This is a genomic window from Bartonella sp. CL71SXKL (assembly GCF_042194935.1).
Classification (GTDB): domain Bacteria; phylum Pseudomonadota; class Alphaproteobacteria; order Rhizobiales; family Rhizobiaceae; genus Bartonella.
The window spans coordinates 18,803-41,250 of sequence record NZ_JBHINI010000008.1 but is presented as its reverse complement, the minus strand read 5'-3'; the positions used below and the strand labels follow the sequence as shown (position 1 = coordinate 41,250).

Below are 22,448 nucleotides of genomic sequence, written 5' to 3'. Positions count from 1 at the left end.
GGCGTTATTTGGAGGGGGGATGATATCAAGTATATCAATTTCCACATTTAGGTGTTTTTTAGAGTGTGTGGTGAATATTTTTGGCTGGGCTTATCTGTTCTGGTCTGATGAAACAGTCTCGTTTGAGGGGGACGTCTGAAGACTGTAAGGGGTACTAGGCCAAAAGCTGGGTTCGTTTATAGACTATTGTTTACAGAGCAGCGCGGGGTGGTGATGTGGAAATTTTATTTGGCTTCGTTCTGTAAAGATGTAAAAGCGTAAAAACGTATATCCGTAAAAGTGAAACGGAGGACTTATGGATTTATATATTGTGCGTGTTTTTGGTCACTTTGGGCTTTTGGGGGCGTGGAATGTGGTGCGAGGATTGGGGGGAAGTGTTTTCGTGAATGGAGGGAGACGCTGGGAGGAAGAGGGGTGTTAAGTTGTTAAGTGTGTGATGGGAGAGAAAAAGGGGGAATGGAGGATGAAGAGAGTGCGCATGGATAAGAGGAGAGTGTGGGTAAGGCGGGTGTTGCAAAGAGATGCGTGAAGGATGGCGGCTTAAGAAGATAGGGTTTGATTTGTCGAGCCTGACGAAGTGCTGTCGTTTGAGGAGTGGGTGGGTGTAAGCTTTATTTTGTGGGGAAAGCTGCTTTTTGACGTGGGATTGTAGATTAGTGCTGGTTGGGAATTTTCATTCTTTGAGACGTGGGCTGGAAGTCAGTGTACTAATATAGCAGATTTTGATCTCATAATTTTTACATTCTTTCTTTTTTAAAGCAAATAAGCAAGAAAAATTAATATATTACTTGATATTAGAGTAAATGCTTATATCAAGAGAGTATTTCTTTAAAAACTTTCACTTAACTTATTAAGCGATTTATTAGAATAAAAGACTCTTCTGAAGTTCATATCACCAATTGTATCGAAGGAAGTGTAACTTTAAGTGTAGAAAAGTTTAATATCGGATGGTTGATATGAATTTGTTTTTAAAAAAGAGTCCATTAGCTCTTTTTTGCTCTCTCTTTATTTCCAAAGTTGGTGATTATGCTTATGAAGTTGTTTTTATTTTACTGGTCTTAGAATTAACAGATAACACCTTTTTTACAGGTCTTGTGTATTTTTTTCGATTTATCCCTTTTCTCTTTTTTGGCCCTATAGGAGGTTGGTTAGCGGATAATTTTTCTTTGAAGAAAAATATGATCTTAAGTGAAGTTGTTAGATTATTAGCTTCATTGTTTGTTTTTATAACTTATATAACAGGTACGGCACATATCATTGTTCTTATTTTTGCAGCAATATGTACAACGATAGGAAGAAGTATTTTCCAACCAAGTTTTCAAGCTGCTATTCCCAGAATGTTTTCAATAAAAGATCTTACAAAGGCCAATAGCATTGCTCAAATTATCATGGAAACGGCAGCCGTCATTGGCCCTTTGGTTTGTTCCATACTGCTTTTTTTAGCAAATAAATCGGCAGTACTCATTTTTGATTTTTTTACCTATTTTATATCTATTATCATGTTATTTAATCTCATGAATTTAAATTCAAGCGAGAATAAATCATTCAATTTTATAAAAATTTATCGAGAAACAGCTTCATATCTTAAATATATTTCTACAGAAAATAATAATTTATTTATTACGCTCGTTAGCTCGTCGTTTGCTATTCTCTTTACGGGTGCAATTTTAAGATTTTTAATTCCAGCTTTTGTTCTTTTTGTGGGGGGAGAGGAAAGCTTTGTGAGTTATATTTTTTCTCTCATGGCTGTTGGAACTATTGTTGGTGGTTTGTTATATAGTAAAATTATATTAAATATTACTTCGTTGAAGCTCATGATATTTTGGCTTCTTTATGGGGTTATTCTGTTTGTTATGCCCTTAGCTGCAGAAATTTATTTAAAATTCCTTCTCGTGTTAGCATTTGTTTTAGGATTTATTGGTGCCTTTGTGGATATTGGTTTAGTCTCAGCTATTCAATTATATTCTCGTCGTGAAGATTTTGGTAAGAGCTTTGGAACCTTTTCAACTTTAGCAAACTCTGCGGAAGCAATGTCTGGCTTTATTGCTGGACTTTTGGCACTCGTGGGATTGTTAAGCTCTTTTTTAGCGATGTCCGCATTAATTATTTCCACGGGAATTCTTGGCGTTGTAAAAATTAAGAAAAATAAAGAGTTAACACCTCTTAACACGACAGTTGATGACGACCATTGATATATTTGATATCTCCATGCCGTTTCTTTTTTTTTAAAGACGGTTTTGCTCATTATCTTATTCATGAGGTAAAAACACCGCTTTTTGAAGGGGGTGATCTGAAACGAATGAGTGGTCAGTGGTGGAAACTTGCTAGGCAAGCATTTGAATTCTTTACAGACCTTTGTTTATAGAGTGGTACGGGGTGGTGAACCTTTCCTTGGCTTTGTTCTGTAAAGATGTAAAAACGTAAAAATGTGAATCTGTAAAAGTGAAGCGGAGGATTTATGGATTTATATATTGTGCGTGTTTTTTGTCATGATATGGAGGGGTGAGAAGGATTGGGGGGAAGTGTCTTCGTGAATGGAGGGGAAATGAAGGGTGCTGTGCGTTGGTTTATGTAATGCAACACACCATGAAAGTAAGTATACATATACTATATGCTTTACATGTGTTTTTTCGTACTTTTAACATATATATTTTGTGTCTTAAACATAAGCTTTGAGTACTATGAGAGATGGTGGTCGTTTTTTAAACAAGCGAGAAAGTGATTAACTAATGCTTGATAGTAAAGCAGTATGTTGTTAAGGCTATTCTTTGAAAGGATGCTCTTATTTCTGGTGTAGGAGCTTCTCAGAAGAGAATACAATTTATAGGGGAGTTAAGATGTCAAAATATTTATTTCCGTTGCCTCTTGTCTTGGTGGCTGGTTGTGCATCTATCAATAATTATTCATCAAGTTATGTCAGTCCAAATATTACGCAAGATGATATAAAATTAATTGCTAACGATTTTGTTCGTAATCTTAAAAAACCTTTACCGCCCGCTACAACAACACTTATTGTGAAAAAAAATAAAACAGAAGACAACTTTACTCCTGTATTTATTAATCTCTTGCGACGGAATGGATATAACGTGATCTATACAGATCAACCAAACAAACAGCAAAATGGTGTAATTTTGACTTATCAAATAACGCCAATAAAGATAGGTATTCTGTCTATGGTTTCTTATGATGAGGTTGGAGTAACGCGTTATTATATTCGCACTTATAATAGATGAAACCCCTTTGCCGGTTTGTCTCAAAGAAGTAGATAATGAAGAAATGTATTTCAGGGGAAGTGTTGGGATTAAATTAATCAATAAAAATTTGCAGATATGAAAATTACATATTCAGATGACAATTATCCGTCGTCTCGTTTACAATTTCAGTGTTGTAACGAAGAAAGATGTCGTTTTATCTGTTTGCAATCCTTCATGTTCTGTCTCAGTTATATAGCGCTTTTATCGTTTCTGTCTTATAGAAAATTACTTTCTGTTCTACGGCTCTATATGCCAATCTAATAGTCAGATCTAAACAATCAAATTCATATGAACTCTTTACAGAAATCTGTTGTTTGAGATTGTTGGAAAGGTGTTTTGTTTTTATCAAATTGTCGCGTGGTGGTTTGGGGGTTTCCTTTGGCTGCGTTCTGTAATGATGTAAAAGCGTAAAAATGTGAATCTGTAAAATGAAGTGAGGGATTTATGGATTTATATATTGTGCGTGTTTTTTGTCATGGTATAATGATAAATCCATTGAGCACCCCTATCTTTACACTTATGAAGAAGCAAGCTGGGTATTATCATTATATTTGCTAGCCCCCTAATGTTGTGACAGCTCTTGGAAAGGTTCATAAGAGCCATTTTTACTCCTTTCTTAATAGTTTTACACGGGTTCTCCTCGCTTTTAACGTGGAAGCGAATGATTTTGATTGATTCAACATGGGAGGGATTTGAAATGAGAGAATCTTACGATATTCGGAACTCTCAATCAATATAAATAATGCTAAATTATCATTATAAATCAATATATTGTTATTGTATGGAGTGGTGAGAAGGATTGGGGGAAAGTGTCTTCGTGAATGGAGGAGAAAGTTGGGATGAAGAGTGCTGTTGAAGTGCGTTTTCTGGAGAAGAGTGTGTGGGGAATGGCTGTGAACAGATTGCAGAGCTGATGTGTAAAGAGATGTGAAGAGAGAAAAATCGTGGTGGGCGTTTATATTCTATGCGGAGCTTAACAATTATAGTTGCATCTATATTTGTATGGGGGATATCCGTGAAATGGGTGTGAGAAGCATTGAGAGGTGTTTTTTTAGTAAGCGGGTGGAATGAGCAATACAATGAAATCCTATTTAGAGGGGAAATCCTATTTAGAGGGGAAATCTTATTTAGAGGGGAAGCCTATTTAGAGGGGGAATTCTATTTAGAGGGAAGCCCATTTAGAGGGATACCTATTTAGGAAAAATCCTATTTTAGCTCTTGTTGTTTTAGACATTGTGTTTTGTATGAGGGGCATTTTGCAGGAAAAGTGTTTTGAGGGATGTGGCTCCCTTAAAGAAAAACACAAAAATATCAAAAGAAAAATATAAAAACTTGACAAGGTAAATGTAAAAAGGTATCATAATGATACAATCGGAATTGTGCGTTTAAATCAGAAGAGATCTTTTGATAAGATTCTGTGAGAGGGGTGGGGATGTCTTTCCAAGATTTTGGTGTTTGTTATCCTATTTTGAAGTTTGATCCTATGATGTCGTAAACCGGTGCCTAAACCGTTTTTTGAGATGTGGTGGTATCAGGCGGCAAGGCTTTAGGCAGAGGGGAATATTGGCAACGGATGTCGATTGATGCGCTTTTGCCTAATCAGAAATTAACCACTGTCTAATCAGAAATCAACCACAAGATTGCTTTTTGTTTTTTCGGCTGGAGCTCTCTAAAGTTTTTCAAAAGGGCGTGTTCTTTTTCGTTGTATGTGTCTTGATCGTGGTGTAAGAGAGTTTCTTTTGTGGGAATATCTTCTTCTGCAAAAATATCAGTATAAAAAAAGGTAATAGGAACTGCTAGTTTTTTAGCAATTTCTAGCAAACACCCCGCGCTTACACGATTTAAACCTTTTTCATATTTTTGGATTTGTTGAAAACTGACACCTAAATAGCTTCCTAACTCTTTTTGAGAAAGCCCCATTGAAATGCGTCTGTGACGGATTCTTTTACCTATTGAAATGTCATTAAAATGTGGATTTTTTGTTTGCAATTCAAGCTCCCCTCCGGTTGCGAGCGCCCTCGCATGAGTATTCCGGGAGGTTGAAAGCACTGAACTCAAATCAGCTTTTTGCTTTTAGTGCTCATGGCACTTGGACATAGCAAAAACTCCCGGAACTCCGGGATACCCACAACGTGGGGTAAATTAACGTTTGAGTTTTCGGGCTTCAACTCCCTATTGATCGCTGCGTAGACGATCAAGGCACCTTTTGAGTGATAAAGTAATTTCAAGGGATTGGCAAGAACAATTAAAAGATTTGGAAAATGAGAGCATTTTTTTGTATCTTAAAAATTATCTCATTATATTCTTATGCCTTATGCCTTATGCCTTATGCCTTATGCCTTATGCCTTATGCCTTATGCTATAAAATATTGTCATTTGAGGTAGGGGGAGATGGGGCATTAGAGGCAAATATATGCCGTTGAGAGACCTTCAAGTACATCAATTTATAAGATGCTTTTTGTGAGAGTGTCTGGATATTGGAGGGTAGGGGTTATCTGTCTGTGTCTGGTGAAACAGCATTCTTTGAGGGGTGGTGAGAGGTGGTTACCCAAATGCAATGTGCTCGATAAAAAGTGGGATTGTTAACAGACTCTTGTTTATTGAGTGGTGGGCTGGTTTGGAAATTTCGTTTGGCTGCTTTCTGTAAAGATGGAAAAGCGTAAAAACGTGAATCCGTAAAAATGAAGTGAAGAATTTATGTGTTGTATGCTTTTGTCTTGGCATGGAATGTGGGAAAGGACTGGGGAACAAGTCTGCAAATGAAGTGGAAAGCTAGGATGAAGCATGTGAAAATTGGCACTGTGGGAGAAGCTTTTTGGTGTGTGTGTGAAGCTTTGTCTTTTGGGTGGGGTATTTGCTTCGAAGCGGAATTGTTCGGTATTTGTGGGAGCTTTCGCTCTTTGTGTTGGAGAGGGACGGGTGTAAGAATATTCAGAAAAGCCTTGCTTGTTGAATCCGTTGTTTGAGGGGTATGGTATGCTGATCTGTCTGAGTGGTTGGTAGGAGGAAACTGCTACAAGATGTCGGATTCTTGACAGAGCAGTATAAGACACTGGGGGAACAGTTTCATTTGCTGCCTTTTGTAAAGATGGAAAAGCGTAAAAATGTGAATCCGTAAAAGTGAAGTGAAAGATTTATGCATTGTATGTTTTTGTCTTGGCATGGAATGTGGTCGGAGAACTAGGGGACGCATTTGTGAATGGAGTGGGGAAAGCTGGGATGAAGAGGGGGATAAATCGCGTTGACTGGAGAAAGGTGTGTGAGGGAATATTTTAGGGCAGGGCTTATCTGTCTTGTCTGATAAAATTGCCTTCTTTGAAGTGTCGTGATCTGAAGCTTATATTTTAAGGATGTTGGATATATTGGCGAGGGATGTTGATGGGTGCGCTTTTGTCTAATCAGAAATCAACCACAAGATTGCTTTTTGTTTTTTCGGCTGGAGCTCTCTAAAGTTTTTTAAAAGGGTGTGTTCTTTTTCGCTGTATGTGTCTTGATCGTGGTGTAAGGCATGTTCTTTTGTGGGAATATCTGCTGTTAAAAGGTCCGCATAAAAAAAGTTCATAGGAACCTCTAGTTTTTTAGCAATTTCGAGCAAACACCCCGCGCTTACACGATTTAAACCTTTTTCATATTTCTGGATTTGTTGAAAACTGACACCTAAATGGCTTCCTAATTCCTTTTGAGAAAGTCCCATTGAAAGTCGTCTATAACGGATTCTTTTACCTATTGAAATGTCATTAAAATGTGAATTTTTAGTTTGCACTTCAAGCTCCCCTCCGGTTGCGAGCGCCCTCGCATGAGTATTCCGGGAGTTAAAAGTACTGAGTTCAGTCAGCCTTTTGCTTTTAGTGCTGACAAGCACCTGGACATAGCAAAAGCTCCCGGAATCCGGGAGATACCCACAAAGTGGTATCGATTTTTATGTACTGAACTTAGGGCTTTTAACCCCTCTTGGTTGTTGCGTAGACGACCAAAATTGCCTCATTAGTAAAGTAGTTTCAGAAGATTGGCAAGAAAATTAAAATATTTTTTAGTCTGTTATACTGTAAAATAGGGATGTTTGGGGGCGGTAATCTGATGTTAGTAGGGTAAGTAATCTGATGTTAGTAGGGGAATTTATTGGGTAAGAGGTTGGATGATAGTTTAAAACCGGTGCGGGGTGGAAGCTTTATTCAGCAGAGGAAAATTTGCTTTTTGAAGTCGAATTGTAGATCAGAGCTTATCTGGCGTGTTTGATGAAACACCATGCTTTGAAGTGTGGGATAGCCATATGAAATAATCAGCAGGGAAATCTGATAGACGAGAAATCAGCTTGTTGACAGACCCGTGTTTACAGAACGGTGCGGGGTAGTGATTTGAGCGTTTCATTTGGCTGCGTTCTGTAATGATGTAAAAGCGTAAAAATGTGAATCTGTAAAATTATGCGGAGGATTTGGGCTTTATGTGGGCTCTTATCTTTTTGGGTGTGTCCCATTTTTAATTGTTGAATGCTTGGCAAATTTTGTTGCTGATTTTTATGTCATTTTTTGTGTTTGAGGTTTTGGTTTCTCTTTAGTTGGAAGGAACATGATGATGGTAGATGAACATTGTCTTCCCTTACGTCGAAGAGGGCGGAAAAAAGGGGCTTTAAATAAAACAACAAAGCGATTTAATGAAGCTCTTTTGACAGCGGCGGAGCAGGCTGGATATCACTATGGTGAAGATGGGCTGGTGTCTTATCTTCAGTATCATGCTCTCAATAATCCCGTACCGTTTTTTTCGCTGCTGGCAAAAGTGTTGCCTCTTCAGGGGGCTGGAGAAGGGCAGGTTAAAACAGTTTCGCGTATTGAGATTGTACCAGTGAATGCAAAAAATAGCGAACCGGAGAAGTGTGATACTTCGATAACGGAGGCTTGAAGAAGGCGCTGTGATGTTTGGGCATTTACTGGAGAGCAGAATATTTTGGTGGGAGATATTTGGGCTTCCTACGTGGAGACGTCGGATTTTATGGGCGATGACAGAGGGGCGTGTGTGCTGAAGAGGTGATACTCGAGAGGTACGATGCTTAGAGGGCGTGTTATCTACTGTTTTGGATTTTTTGTGAAGGTTTGGTCTTTTCTCGTTATTGAAGGTGTGGAGATATCAAAAACAGTTTCGCGTATTGAGATTGTACCAGTGAATGCAAAAAATAGCGAACCGGAGAAGTGTGATACTTCGATAACGGAGGCTTGTGATATTGAAAAATGTTAGGCTGAGGTGGGTGATGTGGGGTGATGTCTTGGAAGGGGGCTGCTTTGGTGATTGCCTATCTTGAGGGAATTGAAGCGGAGGCTATCGTGCTTGTGGGCGCTCGTGATACTGGAAGGGGCTTTGGTGAATGATGCCGTAAGGGCCCGTGTGCTGGAGGGGATTTGGTGCAGGGTATTTGTGTGGTGGATATGGAACAGTGTTTTGATAGGTGAGGGCATGAAACTTGAGAGAAGTGTTATGCTTGCGGGATACATGTGTTTTGGTGGGGGTATCTTGGGGGGATAGACAAGTGTGAGGATTGGTGATGCTTGAGAGGGCATGATATTGGAGGATATTGGGCTTTGGATATGCCCGAGAGCTATGTGCTGAGGCTATGATTTGGGTGGGGGATACCGTGCTTGTGTGGTTGGGGGATGACAGGCGCGGTGTTTGAGGGGCGGTGATGGGGGGAAATAGGGACCCCTTGGAGATAATGATCTTTGGGGGGATAGGGACTTTGGGGCGCATAGGTGTGGTCAAGGGGATCTCATGCAAAAAAGTGAAATTTATTGAATATTAGGATGAAGGAAGGTAAAGCGCTGCTTTTGAGAAGGGCGTTTTTCGTTCAATTGCTCTTTTCCTTCAATTGCTCTGGGATAATTAAACTTGGGATAAGCAAAAGAGTGAAGCGCAATTATTGCTAAAATATGAAAATTTATAATGACAACTGTTCAGAAAATTTCTCAAAAAATTGAGCAGAATACGGCTCAAGTGGCTCTTATTCCAAAGCTTATTCCTGTTTTTACTGGAAATGCCGATGTGCGAGCCGCTTGGGGAGGACGGGGCTCTGGAAAAACACGTTCTTTTGCTTTGATGTCAGCTGTGGTGGGATATCGCCATGGAATGGCTGGAGAACGCGGTATTATTCTTTGTGCACGGCAATTTCAAAATTCTCTTAATGAAAGTTCTTTGGAAGAAATTAAACGCGCTATCGAAGCTTATCCTTTTTTACAAGACTATTATGAAATCGGCGATAAATATATTAAGTCAAAAGATGGACGGATTGTCTATGTGTTTGCTGGGCTTGATCGCAATATCGCAAGTATTAAATCAATGGGGCGCGTTTTCCTTTGTTGGGTCGATGAAGCCGAGCCCGTGACTGAGACTGCTTGGCAAACACTTATTCCAACTTTGCGCGAAGAAGGAAAAGATTGGAATGCAGAATTATGGGTCACATGGAACCCGTGCCATGAAAATGCAGCCGTGGAAAAACGTTTCCGAAATGTCGATAATCCTCATATCAAAGGGGTGGAAATCAATTGGCGTGATAATCCGCAATTTCCTGAAAAACTCAATCGTGATCGAATGGACGATTTGCAGCAAAGACCAGAGCAGTATAACCATATTTGGGAAGGCGAATATCTCCAAGCTGTCCAAGGGGCTTATTATCAGAAATGTCTTCTCGAAGCCGAAATGGAAGGGCGGATTACCACTGTTCCACGTGATCCTTTGATGCAGGTGAGAATCTTTTGGGATATCGGGGGAACAGGCGCAAAGGCTGATGCTACCGCATTGTGGGTCGCGCAGTTTGTTGGACGGGAAATCCGAGTGCTCGATTATTATGAAGCCCAAGGTCAACCTCTCTCAGAACATGTGGGCTGGGTCTTTCAAAGGGGATATGAAAAGGCTCTTATGGTTTTGCCTCATGATGGCGCAACAAAAGATCGTGTCTATAATGTGAGTTTTGAAAGTGCCCTTCAACAAGCCGGTTTTCAAACCAAAATAATTCCTAACCAAGGAACAGGTGCTGTGAAAATGCGTATCGAAGCCGTACGGCGGTTGTTTCCTGCACTATGGTTTAATCGTGAAACGACATGTGCGGGGAGAAAAGCGCTTGCTTGGTATCATGAAAAGCGCGACGAACAGCGCAATATCGGACTAGGGGCTGAACATGATTGGGCTAGCCATGGGGCCGATGCCTTTGGACTGATGTGTGTGGCTTATGAACAACCAAATGCTAAAGCGCGAAAAAAACCTTATCGCTCGTTTCACCATTCTCAAACTTCATGGATGGCTTTTTAATGAATAGTTCTACAGATTCTTCTTTTAATCAAATCGAAACGCTTGAAAATCAAGCTCTCTTTAAAAAACTCGTGGGTTGGTATCAGGATGATATTGATCATGTCGAAAAATGGCGAAAAAATGCCCAGGAAGATTACGATTTTTATAATGGACGGCAATGGAATGAGCAAGACTTGGCTGTCTTGCACGAACAAAACAGACCGGTGATGACTTTTAACCGTATTGCGCCTTTAATTAATGCCGTGATTGGGGCTGAGCGCAATAATAAAAGGCAAGTGCAATTTATTCCACGACAAGAAGGGGCTGCCTTTGCAAACCAGATTTTGACAGGAGCAGCCGAATGGTTTCGCGATGAAGCCGACGGGGAATACGAAGATTCCGATGCTTTTCAAGATGCAATTATTTGCGGTATGGGCTGGACAGATACACGCCTTGATTATGAACAAGATCCCCAAGGAAAACCAATCATTGCGCGGCTGGATCCTATGAAAATGGTGTGGGATGCAAGTGCTGTCAAGTCTAATCTTATTGATGCTCAACGCTTATGGTATATTGATGAAAAACCCCTTGCTGTGGCGCAGGAAATGTTTCCCAATGTTCATTGGAGTGACCTTAATGCTGATTGGGTTAAACATCAGAGTTTTTTACATTCAACCAGCGATGGGATGACACAAAGTTATCAGTCCGAGAGGGGGTATCAAGGAGAAGAGGGGAGCGGCTATCAACGTCCTAAAATGGTGACATTGGTAGAATGTCGCTGGTTTGAACGCGAGGTGGTTTATAAAGTTCTCGAGCCTCTAAGTGGAAAGTTTGTCGATTATTCAGAGCAGGATTTCCAAAATTTAAGCAAAACCTTTCCTCATGTTCAAGCAACAAGGTTGAACAGAAAAATTGTCAAACGGGCATTTTTAGGTAGAAAGCTGCTTGAAGCGCCTGATAAGCCTTTGGTTCCACCCAATCAATTGGGATGGGAGTGTATTACCGGTACTTTTGATAAGTTAAGCCGGCAATTTTATGGAATTGTGCGCCCTACAAAAGATCCGCAACGGTGGGCAAACAAATATTTTAGTCAAGTGATGCATTTGCTCAATAGCCAATCAAAAGGCGGAATTATGGCAGAGCGCGATGCTTTTGATGATGATCGACAAGCCCTCGAGAGTTGGGCTAGAGCCGATAGTATTACTTGGTTGAAAAGTGGGGCGGTGTCTGGGGGAAGAATCCAGCCTAAACCCATGGCACAATTTCCGCAAGGGTTTTTCCAATTGTTTAATGAAGCAAAGAGCGCTCTCGAACAGGTGACGGGGTTGTCTTCTGAATTTATTGGAACGCGAGCTGTCAATCAGCCCGGCATTCTTGAGCAACAACGGCGACAATCGTCACTTAATCTTTTGGCTTCCTTTTTTGATGGGTTGCGTCGATATCGGCAACGACAGGGAAAAATTATTCTCTATCTTATTCAAAATTATCTGTCCGATGGGCGGTTGGTGCGTATTGCTGGTGATGAAAATGCCCAGTATGTGCCGCTGACACGCGAAATGGTGACAAGTTTGGAATATGATATTGTCGTGGATGATGCACCAACAAGTCTTAATGAAAAAGAGCGTACTTTTGCACTGATCATGCAATTGCTGCCTTTGATGCAAAATTTTACAACGCCTGAGATTATGCTCGATCTCTTACGCTATTCGCCTTTACCGGCTTCACTTATTCATAAAATTGCGATAAAGGCGCAAAACTCTTTTCAAGAAGAGCAAAATGCCTCAGCGCAGATGGGGGATAATGTGGGGACAGAGCAGATAATGCAGATGTTGCAGACAGCAAAGGCTCAACAATAGGGTGCTTTGTCATGCGTGACTTCTGATAAACGCCATATATCATAAATTGCTTATCGATTTTCGTAGTGCATGGGCTCCCTTTTCTTAAAAGAACTGTTTTGTAGGGCAGGACTGTTGGGAAAAGTAGGGTGGAGAGGGAGTCTTGCCCGTCATGTGGGGTGAACATGGTGGGAATGGTGGGCGCAGAATGGGCTTATCGATTTTTGTAGTGCAATGGGCTCCCTTTTCTTAAAAGACCTGTTTTGTAGGGCAGGACTGTTGGGAAAAGCAGGGTGGAGAGGGAGTTTTGCTGTCATGTGGGGTGAACATGGTGGGGATGGTGGGTGCAGAATGGGCTTATCGATTTTTGTAGTGCATGGGCTCCCTTTTCTTAAAAGAACTGTTTTGTAGGGCAGTGTTGTTGGGAAAAGTAGGGTGGAGAGGGGAGTTTTGCCGTCATGTGGGGTGGAGAGCATTGGGGGGAATACTGGTGCTCAAATGATGGGAGAACATTGAGGGGATAAGTGCTTATGGGCTGTTTTATCTGAAAAATTTGATTTTATTGTTTAAAAAAAGAGAAGGCTAATGTCATGGATCAAGAACACTTAACGCCGGCAGAACAAAACCAATTGAAACAAGATTTTCTGGTCTCAACACAAGAGGGAGAAGATGGTGAAATTGCAAGAGAAGAAAAAACTCTTGAAGATAATTTTCAAGGGCAAGTGCATCAACAACAGTACTCTTCGCAAAAGGCTGGAAAAGAGGTTCAAGGGGGAGAAGATGTTCCACCAGATCCGCAAAAAGACTTTATGGGCTATATGCAATGGTTGGGAAAAACACTCCAAAAACAAGGGCTTGTACATGAAAAACAACAGCCTTCTCTGGCTCGCGAAGCAGAACAGTTGCATGCGTTTTTTCAGCAGTCTGTTGCCAGTGTTAAACAAAAGCATCATGATTTTGATCAAGCAGCTGATTTTATTTATGAAACACGGGCTAAACAGTTGGCAGCTTGTGCTTCGCTCTATCCTGAGATGGCAGATCCCAAAAATATTGATGCGTTGATTGGTGATGAATTGAAGCAGATCTTGCGCGATTGTGCGCAAAAAAATCAAAATCCGGCTGAAGTGATTTACTCTATTGCACAAAAAATTGGCTACACAAATGTTCCCAATAACATGGGTGAAAATTTACAGGAAAGACACAATTCTGCACGTACTCTTGCTGCTTATAACGGCTTGACGCCAAATGGACCGATTTCTTTGGATATGCTTGATAAAATGTCAGAAGCAGAGTTTAGCGCTTGGGTTTCTGATCCTAAAAATAAAGCCGCTTTTAATCGTTTAATGGGGGGAAGAGAATTTTAAAAACAAGAATGTGGCAGGTGTTTTTTTCGGGAACGTTAAGAGGCTTTTGGCGCAGAAGAATGCGGGGGAGTGTTTTTTGCGGGAATGTTAAGAGGCTTTTAGCGTAGGAGAATGCGGGGGAGTGTTTTTTTCGGGAACGTTAAGAGGCTTTTGGCGCAGGAGAATGCGGGGGAGTGTTTTTTGCGGGAACGTTAAGAGACTTTTGGCGCAGGAGAATGCGGGGGAGTGTTTTTTGCGGGAACGTTAAGAGGCTTTTGGCGCAGGAGAATGCGGGGGAGTGTTTTTTGCGGGAACGTTAAGAGGCTTTTGGCGCAGAAGAATGCGGGGGGATTTCTCACAGCACGGATGTGGTGAGGAGAGCTCTTATAAGGGGGAGGCAGACGCTAACAGAAATTAGATAAAACTCACAAACAACCTATTCACCATTTGAAATGAAATGTGGTGTTTTAACAACCGGCGCTTTGCCGGGTTTTTTATGTCAATAAAACTTTTAGAGGACAAAATGACTGTAACTTATATCGGACTTAATGACCCAATGGCAGTGCGCACATGGTCTAAATTACTAAACCAAGAAGTCTCAAAAGCACTTCCAATTGCACCGTTGATTGGAAATGATTCAAACAGTATCGTACAATTAAAAGATGAAACCACGAAAGCAAGTGGGGATGCTATTAGCTTTAATTTGCGTGTGCAGTTGCTAGGCGATGGGGTGAGTGAAGGGCAGACATTGGAAGGCAATGAAGAAGCTTTACAGTTTCTCAATGATCGCTTGGCAATTAATGAACTCGTTCATGCTGTGCGTGTCAAAAATGAGGGAACGATTGATCAACAACGAATTCTCCATGATTTGCGCACCGAGGCAAAAAATGGTTTGGTTGATTGGTATGCAGATCGTCTGAGTATGATGTTCTTCATTCAAGTGTGTGGTTATACCGCAAAAACAATTAACTTTGAAGGACGCACGATTACCCTTAAACCTGTTCATTATGGGTTTAATGCGCCAACGGCACCAACCAATAAACGCGTGGTACGTCCTAACGATAAAGCAAAAGATGAGGACTTAAAAGAAGACGATGTTTTTGATCTCAGCTTGATTGATAAAGCGGTTGAACGGGCTAAATTGGCAAATCCTAAAATTAGACCCGTGCGGATCGATGGGGAAAATGTTTATGTGCTTTATCTTCATCCAACCCAAGTGACACAATTGCGAACCAATACTGATGCGGGGCAATGGCTCGATATTACTAAGGCAATCTATAGTGGAAGTCGTATCAAAAATCCGCTCTATGATGGGTCTTTGGGCATGTATAATGGTGTGGTTTTGCGCGAAGCTGAACATATTACTGAAGGGGTCGAAGCTGGAACCGCTAATAAAGCTGTGCCAAATGTGCGGCGGGCTGTTCTGCTTGGTGCGCAGAGTGCTGTGATTGCTTTTGGTAAAGATCGAGGGGCGACACGCTATAAATTGGTGGAAGAACTCTTCGACTATGAAAGAGAATTCGGGGTTGCGGCAAAAACCATTATTGGTATGAAAAAAACTTGCTTTACCTTGCCAGGGAGTACGCAAGGGGCTCAGGATTTTGGCACTATTGTCATCCCAACTTATGGAGCACCCGCTTAAAGCGAATGTTTGCTCTCTTCCCCCAACAAGAGGGATCTGTTGGGGGAAAAATTTAAAATGCTTCCAGAAACAAGGACAGGCTTATGACCACTTTATCCACTGATCCCCAAAATCTAAACCTTACACATTCAGACCATTCTAAAACTTTTGCTTATATGGTCGCGCTTATTCAAGATGAAATTGATGATACAACAGCGGAATATTCCCTGCAAATTCAAGATTCAATTTTTACGGCTTTGCGTTTGTGTGAACGCGAACCCTTTTTCTTTAATGAAAAAAGAGAAAGGACGTTTAAAACACAGAGTGGTAAAACATGGTATGGGCAAGAAGAGGGGGTTTTTATTGAAGCAGAAAAGAGTTTGGAGGGCGTCTTTTTAGTAACAAAGAATGCAACACCAACAAAGTTGTTCTTTAAGCCCTTGGAAGTGTTGCATCAACAATATGGTATGCATCCTGCGCTAGGAACGCCATTCTTTTATACGTACCTTGATCAAAAAATAGGACTCTTTCCAACACCAGAACATGTGGAAACTGTACAGCTTTCTTATGCTCCTGTTCATTTTGCTGATGAACAGCTGAAAGAGGATGATAACCCTTGGTTGATTTATGCTTTTGATCTTATTAAAGCACGGGCAAAATATGAACTTTATAAAAATATCCTTAAAGATCCTGAATATGCCGCCGTTTCTTTCAGAGATTTTCAAGAACAGCTTCAAGCTTTGCGCATTGAAACATCGCGCCAAAAAGGTTCTTCAAAGATTCGCCCAATGCGTTTTTAAAAAGTTCATTTCAAATCGTTTATGGCTGGTGTTGAAGGTTGGTTTGGCACTGGTGGCTGGTTTGTCACTTATGGCTGGATTTGCGCGTTGGGTGTTGATGGTGAAGGGCTGGTGGATGGCGTTAGGGTGGCCATTATTTATGGTATCGTTTTTTTTGGTGCGTTAAACAACTTGAGGTTGTTTATTTTGTTGAATTTTATGCCTTTAGAGTTTTTAGGGCTTTTGTGGTTTTTTATCCATAAACCTTGGTATTTTGAATGGCACTGAGCTTTTCAAAGATTTTATGGGGGGCTCTTGATGGCTCTTTCCCCCGTCATTGTGGGGGTTGATGTGATTGCGGGCAGTTGATTTTGGTTTGGCGCTGGTGGATGGCGTTGGGGTGGCCATTATTGATGGTATCGTTTTTTTTGGTGCGTTAAACAATCTAAGGTTGTTTATTTTGTTGAATTTTATGCCTTTAGAGTTTTAAGGGCTTTTGTGGTTTTTTATCAATAAGCCTTGGTGTTTTGAATGGCACTGGGCTCTTCAAAGATTTTATGGGGGTCTTGATGGCTTTTTTCCCAATCGCTGATTATCGACCCGATGTGGCGGATATCAATGGAATTTTTACCGATGAACTTGTTAATGTGCTCCCGGCCGATGGCTCCTATATCCCTATGCCAAGTTTTGAACCTTTATCAGAGCCTTGTCCGGAGCCAATCTTAGGCACTCTTGCGGTTAAAACAAAAAATGGGGTTTCTATTATTGTCGGGACAAGAGATAAAATCTACTTACTTGATAATACAACAATGAACTGGAAAGATATTAGCCAAAAAGGAAAATCTTATCTGGCTAATGTTGATGCTCCGTGGTCTTTTGCTTTGTTTGGTGATTTTATCATTGCTGTGAATGCCAATGATAAACCACAAGTGATTGATATTAATCATGATAAAACATTTAGAAATTTAGGAGGAAATCCACCACAGGCAGGGATTGTTCGAATCTGGGGAGATTTCGTTTGTTTGATGAAATTAACTGAGTATCCAAGACGGGTTCATTGGTCTGGATTAAATGATGCTGAATTTTGGACCGTGGGGAAAAAAAGTTGTGATTATCAAGATTTTCCTGATGGCGGATTCGTCCAAGGGGCAACGGAGACAACAAATCCAATTATCTTTATGCGTTCTGCAATCTATGCTGGTTCTTTTATTCCTGGCTCTAAGATTATTTTTAGTTTCCAAAAAATCCACGATAAACGAGGCGCAAAAAATGCTGAATCAATTGTTTGTAGAGGCGATTTAGCATTCTTTGCCGATGAGGGCGGGTTTTATCAAATAACAAATGAGGGACAGATTATACCCATTGGGTTCGAAAAAGTCGATCGAACGATGACCGCAAAATCAAGGAAGGATAATCTGTACACTCTGTCTGCTGCTATCGATGGGGTGTATAATCGTGTTTATTGGATGGTTGATTCTGATGAGAACCTTCATAAACGTATCTTGCTCATTTATGATTGGGGATTGCAAAAATGGACAAAAGCTCTCGTCGATATCAAAATGATATTGCCTATTTTCTTAGCAGGAACAACCCTAGAAGGTCTTGATTTTGTGACTAAGAATATTGACGATTTGTCCTTTTCTCTCGATAGTAAAGCTTGGAAAAATGAATCGCCTATTCTGGGGGCATTTGATCAACAGGGGAGACTGGGTTCGTTTTCTGGGGGTCCTATGGCTTGTGTCGTGACATCACAAGAAATGGGGCAGACAAATGGCATGATAACACGGGTGAAAAATATTATGCCTCAAGTCAATAGTGGAAAGTTTTATTTGTCTGTGGGAATGCGCTTTCGACAATCTCTTGAAGAGGAAACTGTTTGGTTGCCAGAAAAACAGCCCTCTTATAATACTGGACAAATTCACTGTCGTGCAAGGGCACGGTTTTATCGCTTTAAATTGCGTATTCCTGAAGGGGTGAATTGGACTCATGTCACTGGATTTGATGTGGAATTGACGCGGGCCGGCATGCGATAGGCATGCCCTTTTGTAATATCATGCGATAGGCTCAAACCTCTATTATTAAAGAACAAATGCCCCATAGGCTTCCCAAACCTTTATAAACAAAGGCACAATGCGATAAGCTGTGTCTTTATAATATGAAGAACAAGGTGGTGCGTTATGTTTCATGCTTTTCTGCGATAAAGGAAAATAGGCTGCACCATGGTTTATTTTTATAAAGAAAAAAGTTCCCTCTTTGTTGTGACAAAGGGATGATGGGGCTTTTTTCTTTTATTGTGCGGGGGGCATGGAATGCGTGAAATGCGTAGGGGGATGTTATTTGAGGGGAGATGAGTGACAAAGCTAAAAGAGCTAAAATTATGATACAAGAGAGTCAAGATTTATATTCTGCTCATCTGACAGAGCAGTGGCCATGGGAAAAAATAGCTCCCTATCAAGAGGCTCTCAATGCTGCATTGAAAAAATATGTTCAGCGCTTTCCGGATGATGTTTGTCTGGAAAAAATTTCTGAAGAAATCGCTACAGGACAAGCACAATTGTGGCTGGTCTTAAAAAATAAAATCCAATTTAGTGCTTTTGCAATTACCAAAGTTGAAATAACCCATACGGGAAAAAAATGCGTCGTTCTCTCTGATCTTGCTGGAGAGGGAGGGCTGAAATTGGTCAAATTGATTGATGAAGTCGAAAAATGGGCGCGAACAATTAATGCTGAAGAAATGCACATGTTTGGAAGAACTGGATGGGCGAAAAAGCTCGCTCATCACGGATATTCTCGTAATCTTATTCAATATAGAAAGGTTCTGAACCCATGAGTAGAAAAACCACACCTCAAGTGCAGACAACAACACAAACAAATGCTCCACCTGCTTGGGCGGCTGATATTCTTAAACAAGCCAGTGCTGATGCACTTGGACTTTATAATAAAGGAATTGGCGGAAACGTTTATCAGGGAGACAGAGTCGCTGGTCTTAGCAATATGACAAAAAATGCGCTGACCGGTTTACAACAAGCAGCAGGGCTCTATAACAATCCAACGGTAACGCAATGGTTGAATGCACCAACCAACAGCGCTACAAATCTTTCCGGTATGGCTAAGGGAAGCTGGATTGGAAGCAATAGTAAATTTAATACTGCATTGCAAAATGCTCTGAATAAAACGTCCGATGCAATTAATCAATCGATGTCGGGAGCAGGACGTTATGGCTCTGGGGCTCATACTGGTGTGCTGGCCGATGAGTTAGGCGCCTTGGCAACAAATGCTGCAGCACAGCAATATAATCAAGATATTAACAATATGATGAATGCCAACCAGATGATTGATCGCTCTCAGAATGATCAAGTTAATGCGGCAAATAGCTATTATCAAGGACAGAGTAACGTGCAAAGCAATGCTTTGAAAGGGGGCATGATTCAAGATATAAACCGTCAAAATGTCTTAGATGCTGAACGCCAAAAATGGTCAGAAAAAGATAATCAAGATTGGAACCGATTGCAAAGCTTGTTACAGGTCGGGACACAGGCTGCTGGAAATTACGGAACGACTTCAGGAAAATCCACGACAATGCCTTCTGTGACAAAAGATCCATTGCGTGATGCGCAGCAAGTGCTTGGATTGGTCGGAGGAATTTTAGGGCTTTGTGATGTGAGAGCAAAAGAAAATATTATCCCTGTGGGGCAGAAAAAGGGATATCCACTTTATACCTTTAATTATAAGGGAAATCCACAACGTTATCAGGGCGTTATGGCGCAAGACGTGTTGCGTGTGAACCCTGAAGCTGTTTATGTCAATGCGAAAACAAAATTATTGCATGTTGATTATGACAAAATAGGCCTGAAAATGGAAAAAATGAAAATGGAGAAAATGCCGGCATCTAAAAATAAAATTGCGGCTTTCTTTTCTTCATTTTTTGCTCGTTTTCCCTTTTTGAATAAAGAGTATCTTCTATGAGCTCGATTTATGATTGGTCAATTGTTGCATCAGAAAATGCTTATGTCGACGAGAATATAAACTGGGCAGAAGGGCAACCGCCAAGCACAGTCAATGATAGTGCTCGCGCTATGATGCAACGCATCAAAGAATATTTGTTGGATAATGGGGGCGTGATTGAAACACAGTTTACTGTCGATGTGAAGAACGAGAGAACGTCACTTCGTTTGGCAACAAAGTCTTTTTTTGAGACTTATATGGATGGCATTGTTGTGCGCTTTAAAGCACAAGGCGTCAACAGAGGAATAACAAATATTTCTTTAAATCAATTGCCGCCAAGACCAACTTATATGGCAACGCCAGAGGGTATTATGCCTTTAAAGGGCGGGGAAATTCAAAAAGGGGGGCTTTATGAAGTCGTCTATACGCGTGATATTGCCGGAAAAAATGCTGATGGCTGGTTTTTAACCAATCCTACTATAAAACTTCCTGAAATTCCGCCCTTTCCTCCTTTACCGGAAACGTTTTCTTCTGGATTTATCGGGACTTTTGCTACAGAAAAAATACCCTCTGGATGGTTACTGTGTGATGGTAAAGAATATTCGCGAAGGAACTATGCTAATCTCTTTGCTGTTCTGGGAGAAACATGGGGAAAAGGAGACGGGAGAACAACATTCAATGTTCCCGATTTGCGTGGAATGTTTTTACGGGGGCTCGATAGTGGAAAAGAAATTGATAAAGGACGTCGCTTGGGAAGCCGACAAGAAGAGTCTTTTCAATCCCATACCCATGAGGGAAAAACAGATTCAACAGGTAACCACCAGCATAGTTATCCAATGTTTGACAAGCTAGTTTGGGATATGAATCACGGTGAATATTATAAAAATCTGGCTCAAGTTTACAATAAAGATCGGTTAACGAAGGCTGCGGGAGAGCATGAACATAAGGTCTTGTTGCAAAAAACAGGGGGGGATGAAACACGCCCCGTCAATATGGCGGTGGTTTATGCCGTCAAAGCCTGAGAATGAAAGCTGTGTGAGAGAAAGATAAAAATGCTAAAATGTTTGTTATGAAAAAAAGTCTTATTGAATATAAAGTCTTATAGAATATCTTGTGCAGAAAGTTTTGAGGCGCTTTAGAAAAAACTTAACTCTCTTTATTATTTTATTTTTTGTGCTGCCTTTGTTGGATGTCTAAAGGTCAGTTTGCCTATTGTTCTTTAGAGGATCAAGACAGTGATTATTGAAGGTAGAGGGAGAACAAAAAAACTTTCTTTATTCATGGCGTTTTTTACTGAGGAATAAAGATTTTATCCCAAATGCCTCTCTCTTGTGGTGTCGTGATCCATTATTTCAAGTGCTGGGTTTAAAGCGCTGCTGTGCGATGACAAAAAAACCATGGGTAAAATTTATCCTATTATACCGTAAAACACCGTCATTAAAACACTATTATTGAAGGCGGTTATATCAGTAAGATAGCTTAAAGTATTTAATACATTAGCAATTGTTTAGAGAAGGATTTGCTTGGTTAAGTATTATGCAAGTGAATCATATAAGTGAGCAGCAGACGGAATCCTTTCAGAAGAGTTGGATTGTTTACAAACCGATGTGGGCTAAAATCTTCGTCCTTTTAGGTGGTGGAAAGAGGTCAACGGATATGTTTATTTAAAGCGAGAAAAGGCAAAATGGAGCGCTTTCTTTTTTGGCAAAGCGTGTAGGAAAAAAGGGCTCTTTGCTTTCAAAATGGTCGCACTGTTTTCAAAATGGGTGCACTGTTGGCAAGAGCAGCAGGTTGGCGATGCGTTGTAGTACATGGTGAGGCATTGAACTCTCTTAGATGGCATTTTGTGCTTATCAGGCAACTTCTTGAAACAGAATGAGAGTGATACGAGAAAATCTGTAAGACAATAGTTTATCCCATTGTGTTGTAAAATAATATTGTTTGAGATGCGGTTAAAATTTTATGCATGGGATGCCTTTCGTCTGTGCGTATTCTTAAAACAGCTTTTTTTGTAGAATAACTCTAGACAAGGTTGCATTACAAGGATGCCTTTGAAAGGGGAAGCTGAGTCAAATCCGTTAGATAAGAAGCCAGATTGTTAACAGACTGTTGTTTATCGATTGGCATTATTTAAAGACCGGTGGGGGTGGCTTTGTCCTTTTGGGGAAAGCTGACACAGCATGCAAGGCGATCATGCATTTTTCTTTGGTTTCAGCTGGTAAAATCATCATTTTAGGTGGAAAACAGAATATAATCTAAAAAAATACCTTGTAAAAATTTTCGATGAGGAAATTTTTTTCAAAAGCCTTTCACATGATTGTCTGAGATTGTCTGAGATTGTCTGAGATTGTCTGAGATTGTCTGAGATTGTCTGAGATTGTCTGAGATTGTCTGAGATTGTC

At 40.6% G+C, this 22,448-nt stretch carries 20 protein-coding genes; 18 read left to right on the top strand and 2 right to left on the bottom strand.

Annotation, left to right across the window (positions count from 1 at the left end):
* The first annotated feature begins 295 nt into the window (after positions 1–295).
* The 3 genes from ACFILA_RS05695 (at position 296) to ACFILA_RS05685 (ending at position 3,233) form a co-directional block, all read left to right on the top strand.
* Complete coding sequence (locus tag ACFILA_RS05695) at positions 296–421, top strand: hypothetical protein (protein ID WP_375660800.1); 126 nt, start codon at positions 296–298, stop codon at positions 419–421.
* 535 nt (positions 422–956) lie between these two features.
* Positions 957–2,192, top strand: a complete 1,236-nt coding sequence (locus ACFILA_RS05690; RefSeq protein ID WP_375637717.1) for an MFS transporter — start codon at positions 957–959, stop codon at positions 2,190–2,192.
* Between the two features lie 645 nt (positions 2,193–2,837).
* Entirely contained in the window at positions 2,838–3,233 is a 396-nt protein-coding gene (locus ACFILA_RS05685) for a hypothetical protein (RefSeq protein WP_273791294.1), read from the top strand.
* A 1,638-nt stretch (positions 3,234–4,871) separates the two neighbouring features.
* On the opposite strand, the gene ACFILA_RS05680 is transcribed toward ACFILA_RS05685, so the two are convergent.
* Entirely contained in the window at positions 4,872–5,243 is a 372-nt protein-coding gene (locus ACFILA_RS05680) for a helix-turn-helix domain-containing protein (RefSeq protein WP_375660799.1), read from the bottom strand.
* A 710-nt stretch (positions 5,244–5,953) separates the two neighbouring features.
* Between ACFILA_RS05680 and ACFILA_RS05675 the strand changes: the two genes are divergently transcribed.
* Entirely contained in the window at positions 5,954–6,220 is a 267-nt protein-coding gene (locus ACFILA_RS05675) for a hypothetical protein (RefSeq protein WP_273791296.1), read from the top strand.
* Positions 6,221–6,648: 428 nt separating this feature from the next.
* Here ACFILA_RS05675 and ACFILA_RS05670 read toward each other — a convergent pair whose 3' ends face one another.
* A complete protein-coding gene (locus ACFILA_RS05670) occupies positions 6,649–7,017 on the bottom strand; it encodes a helix-turn-helix domain-containing protein (RefSeq protein WP_375660798.1) in 369 nt (122 codons plus the stop codon).
* Positions 7,018–7,823: 806 nt separating this feature from the next.
* On the opposite strand from ACFILA_RS05670, the gene ACFILA_RS05665 reads away from it, so the two are divergent.
* The 14 genes from ACFILA_RS05665 (at position 7,824) to ACFILA_RS05600 (ending at position 21,068) form a co-directional block, all read left to right on the top strand.
* The gene (locus tag ACFILA_RS05665) at positions 7,824–8,150 is read left to right on the top strand and encodes a hypothetical protein (protein WP_273791298.1); all 327 of its coding nucleotides are present in this window, start codon (positions 7,824–7,826) and stop codon (positions 8,148–8,150) included.
* A 144-nt stretch (positions 8,151–8,294) separates the two neighbouring features.
* The gene (locus ACFILA_RS05660) at positions 8,295–8,483 is read left to right on the top strand and encodes a hypothetical protein (RefSeq protein WP_375660797.1); all 189 of its coding nucleotides are present in this window, start codon (positions 8,295–8,297) and stop codon (positions 8,481–8,483) included.
* A gap of 123 nt (positions 8,484–8,606) precedes the next feature.
* The gene (locus ACFILA_RS05655) at positions 8,607–8,768 is read left to right on the top strand and encodes a hypothetical protein (protein WP_375660796.1); all 162 of its coding nucleotides are present in this window, start codon (positions 8,607–8,609) and stop codon (positions 8,766–8,768) included.
* Between the two features lie 414 nt (positions 8,769–9,182).
* A complete protein-coding gene (locus tag ACFILA_RS05650) occupies positions 9,183–10,544 on the top strand; it encodes a PBSX family phage terminase large subunit (RefSeq protein ID WP_375660795.1) in 1,362 nt (453 codons plus the stop codon).
* The gene (locus tag ACFILA_RS05645; RefSeq protein WP_375660794.1) at positions 10,529–12,379 is read left to right on the top strand and encodes a portal protein; all 1,851 of its coding nucleotides are present in this window, start codon (positions 10,529–10,531) and stop codon (positions 12,377–12,379) included. The genes ACFILA_RS05650 and ACFILA_RS05645 overlap by 16 nt, the downstream gene beginning before the upstream one ends.
* A gap of 569 nt (positions 12,380–12,948) precedes the next feature.
* Positions 12,949–13,722 carry a hypothetical protein gene (locus tag ACFILA_RS05640; RefSeq protein ID WP_375660793.1) on the top strand — a complete coding sequence of 258 codons (774 nt, stop codon included), beginning with the start codon at positions 12,949–12,951 and terminating at the stop codon, positions 13,720–13,722.
* A 502-nt stretch (positions 13,723–14,224) separates the two neighbouring features.
* Entirely contained in the window at positions 14,225–15,343 is a 1,119-nt protein-coding gene (locus ACFILA_RS05635; RefSeq protein ID WP_273791303.1) for a N4-gp56 family major capsid protein, read from the top strand.
* Positions 15,344–15,426: 83 nt separating this feature from the next.
* On the top strand, positions 15,427–16,122 hold the full coding sequence (locus tag ACFILA_RS05630; RefSeq protein WP_375643517.1) for a hypothetical protein: 696 nt from the start codon (positions 15,427–15,429) through the stop codon (positions 16,120–16,122).
* Positions 16,123–16,143: 21 nt separating this feature from the next.
* The gene (locus tag ACFILA_RS05625) at positions 16,144–16,389 is read left to right on the top strand and encodes a hypothetical protein (protein WP_375660792.1); all 246 of its coding nucleotides are present in this window, start codon (positions 16,144–16,146) and stop codon (positions 16,387–16,389) included.
* A gap of 67 nt (positions 16,390–16,456) precedes the next feature.
* Positions 16,457–16,591 (top strand): hypothetical protein, encoded by a 135-nt coding sequence (locus ACFILA_RS05620; RefSeq protein ID WP_375637711.1) that lies wholly within the window; start codon positions 16,457–16,459, stop codon positions 16,589–16,591.
* A gap of 79 nt (positions 16,592–16,670) precedes the next feature.
* Complete coding sequence (locus ACFILA_RS05615) at positions 16,671–18,134, top strand: hypothetical protein (protein ID WP_273791307.1); 1,464 nt, start codon at positions 16,671–16,673, stop codon at positions 18,132–18,134.
* A gap of 344 nt (positions 18,135–18,478) precedes the next feature.
* On the top strand, positions 18,479–18,931 hold the full coding sequence (locus tag ACFILA_RS05610) for a hypothetical protein (RefSeq protein WP_375660791.1): 453 nt from the start codon (positions 18,479–18,481) through the stop codon (positions 18,929–18,931).
* On the top strand, positions 18,928–20,067 hold the full coding sequence (locus tag ACFILA_RS05605) for a tail fiber domain-containing protein (protein ID WP_273791309.1): 1,140 nt from the start codon (positions 18,928–18,930) through the stop codon (positions 20,065–20,067). Before ACFILA_RS05610 ends, ACFILA_RS05605 begins: the two co-directional genes overlap by 4 nt.
* Positions 20,064–21,068, top strand: coding sequence for a phage tail protein (locus tag ACFILA_RS05600; protein WP_375643519.1), 1,005 nt, complete (start codon positions 20,064–20,066; stop codon positions 21,066–21,068). The genes ACFILA_RS05605 and ACFILA_RS05600 overlap by 4 nt, the downstream gene beginning before the upstream one ends.
* Positions 21,069–22,448: the final 1,380 nt, after the last annotated feature.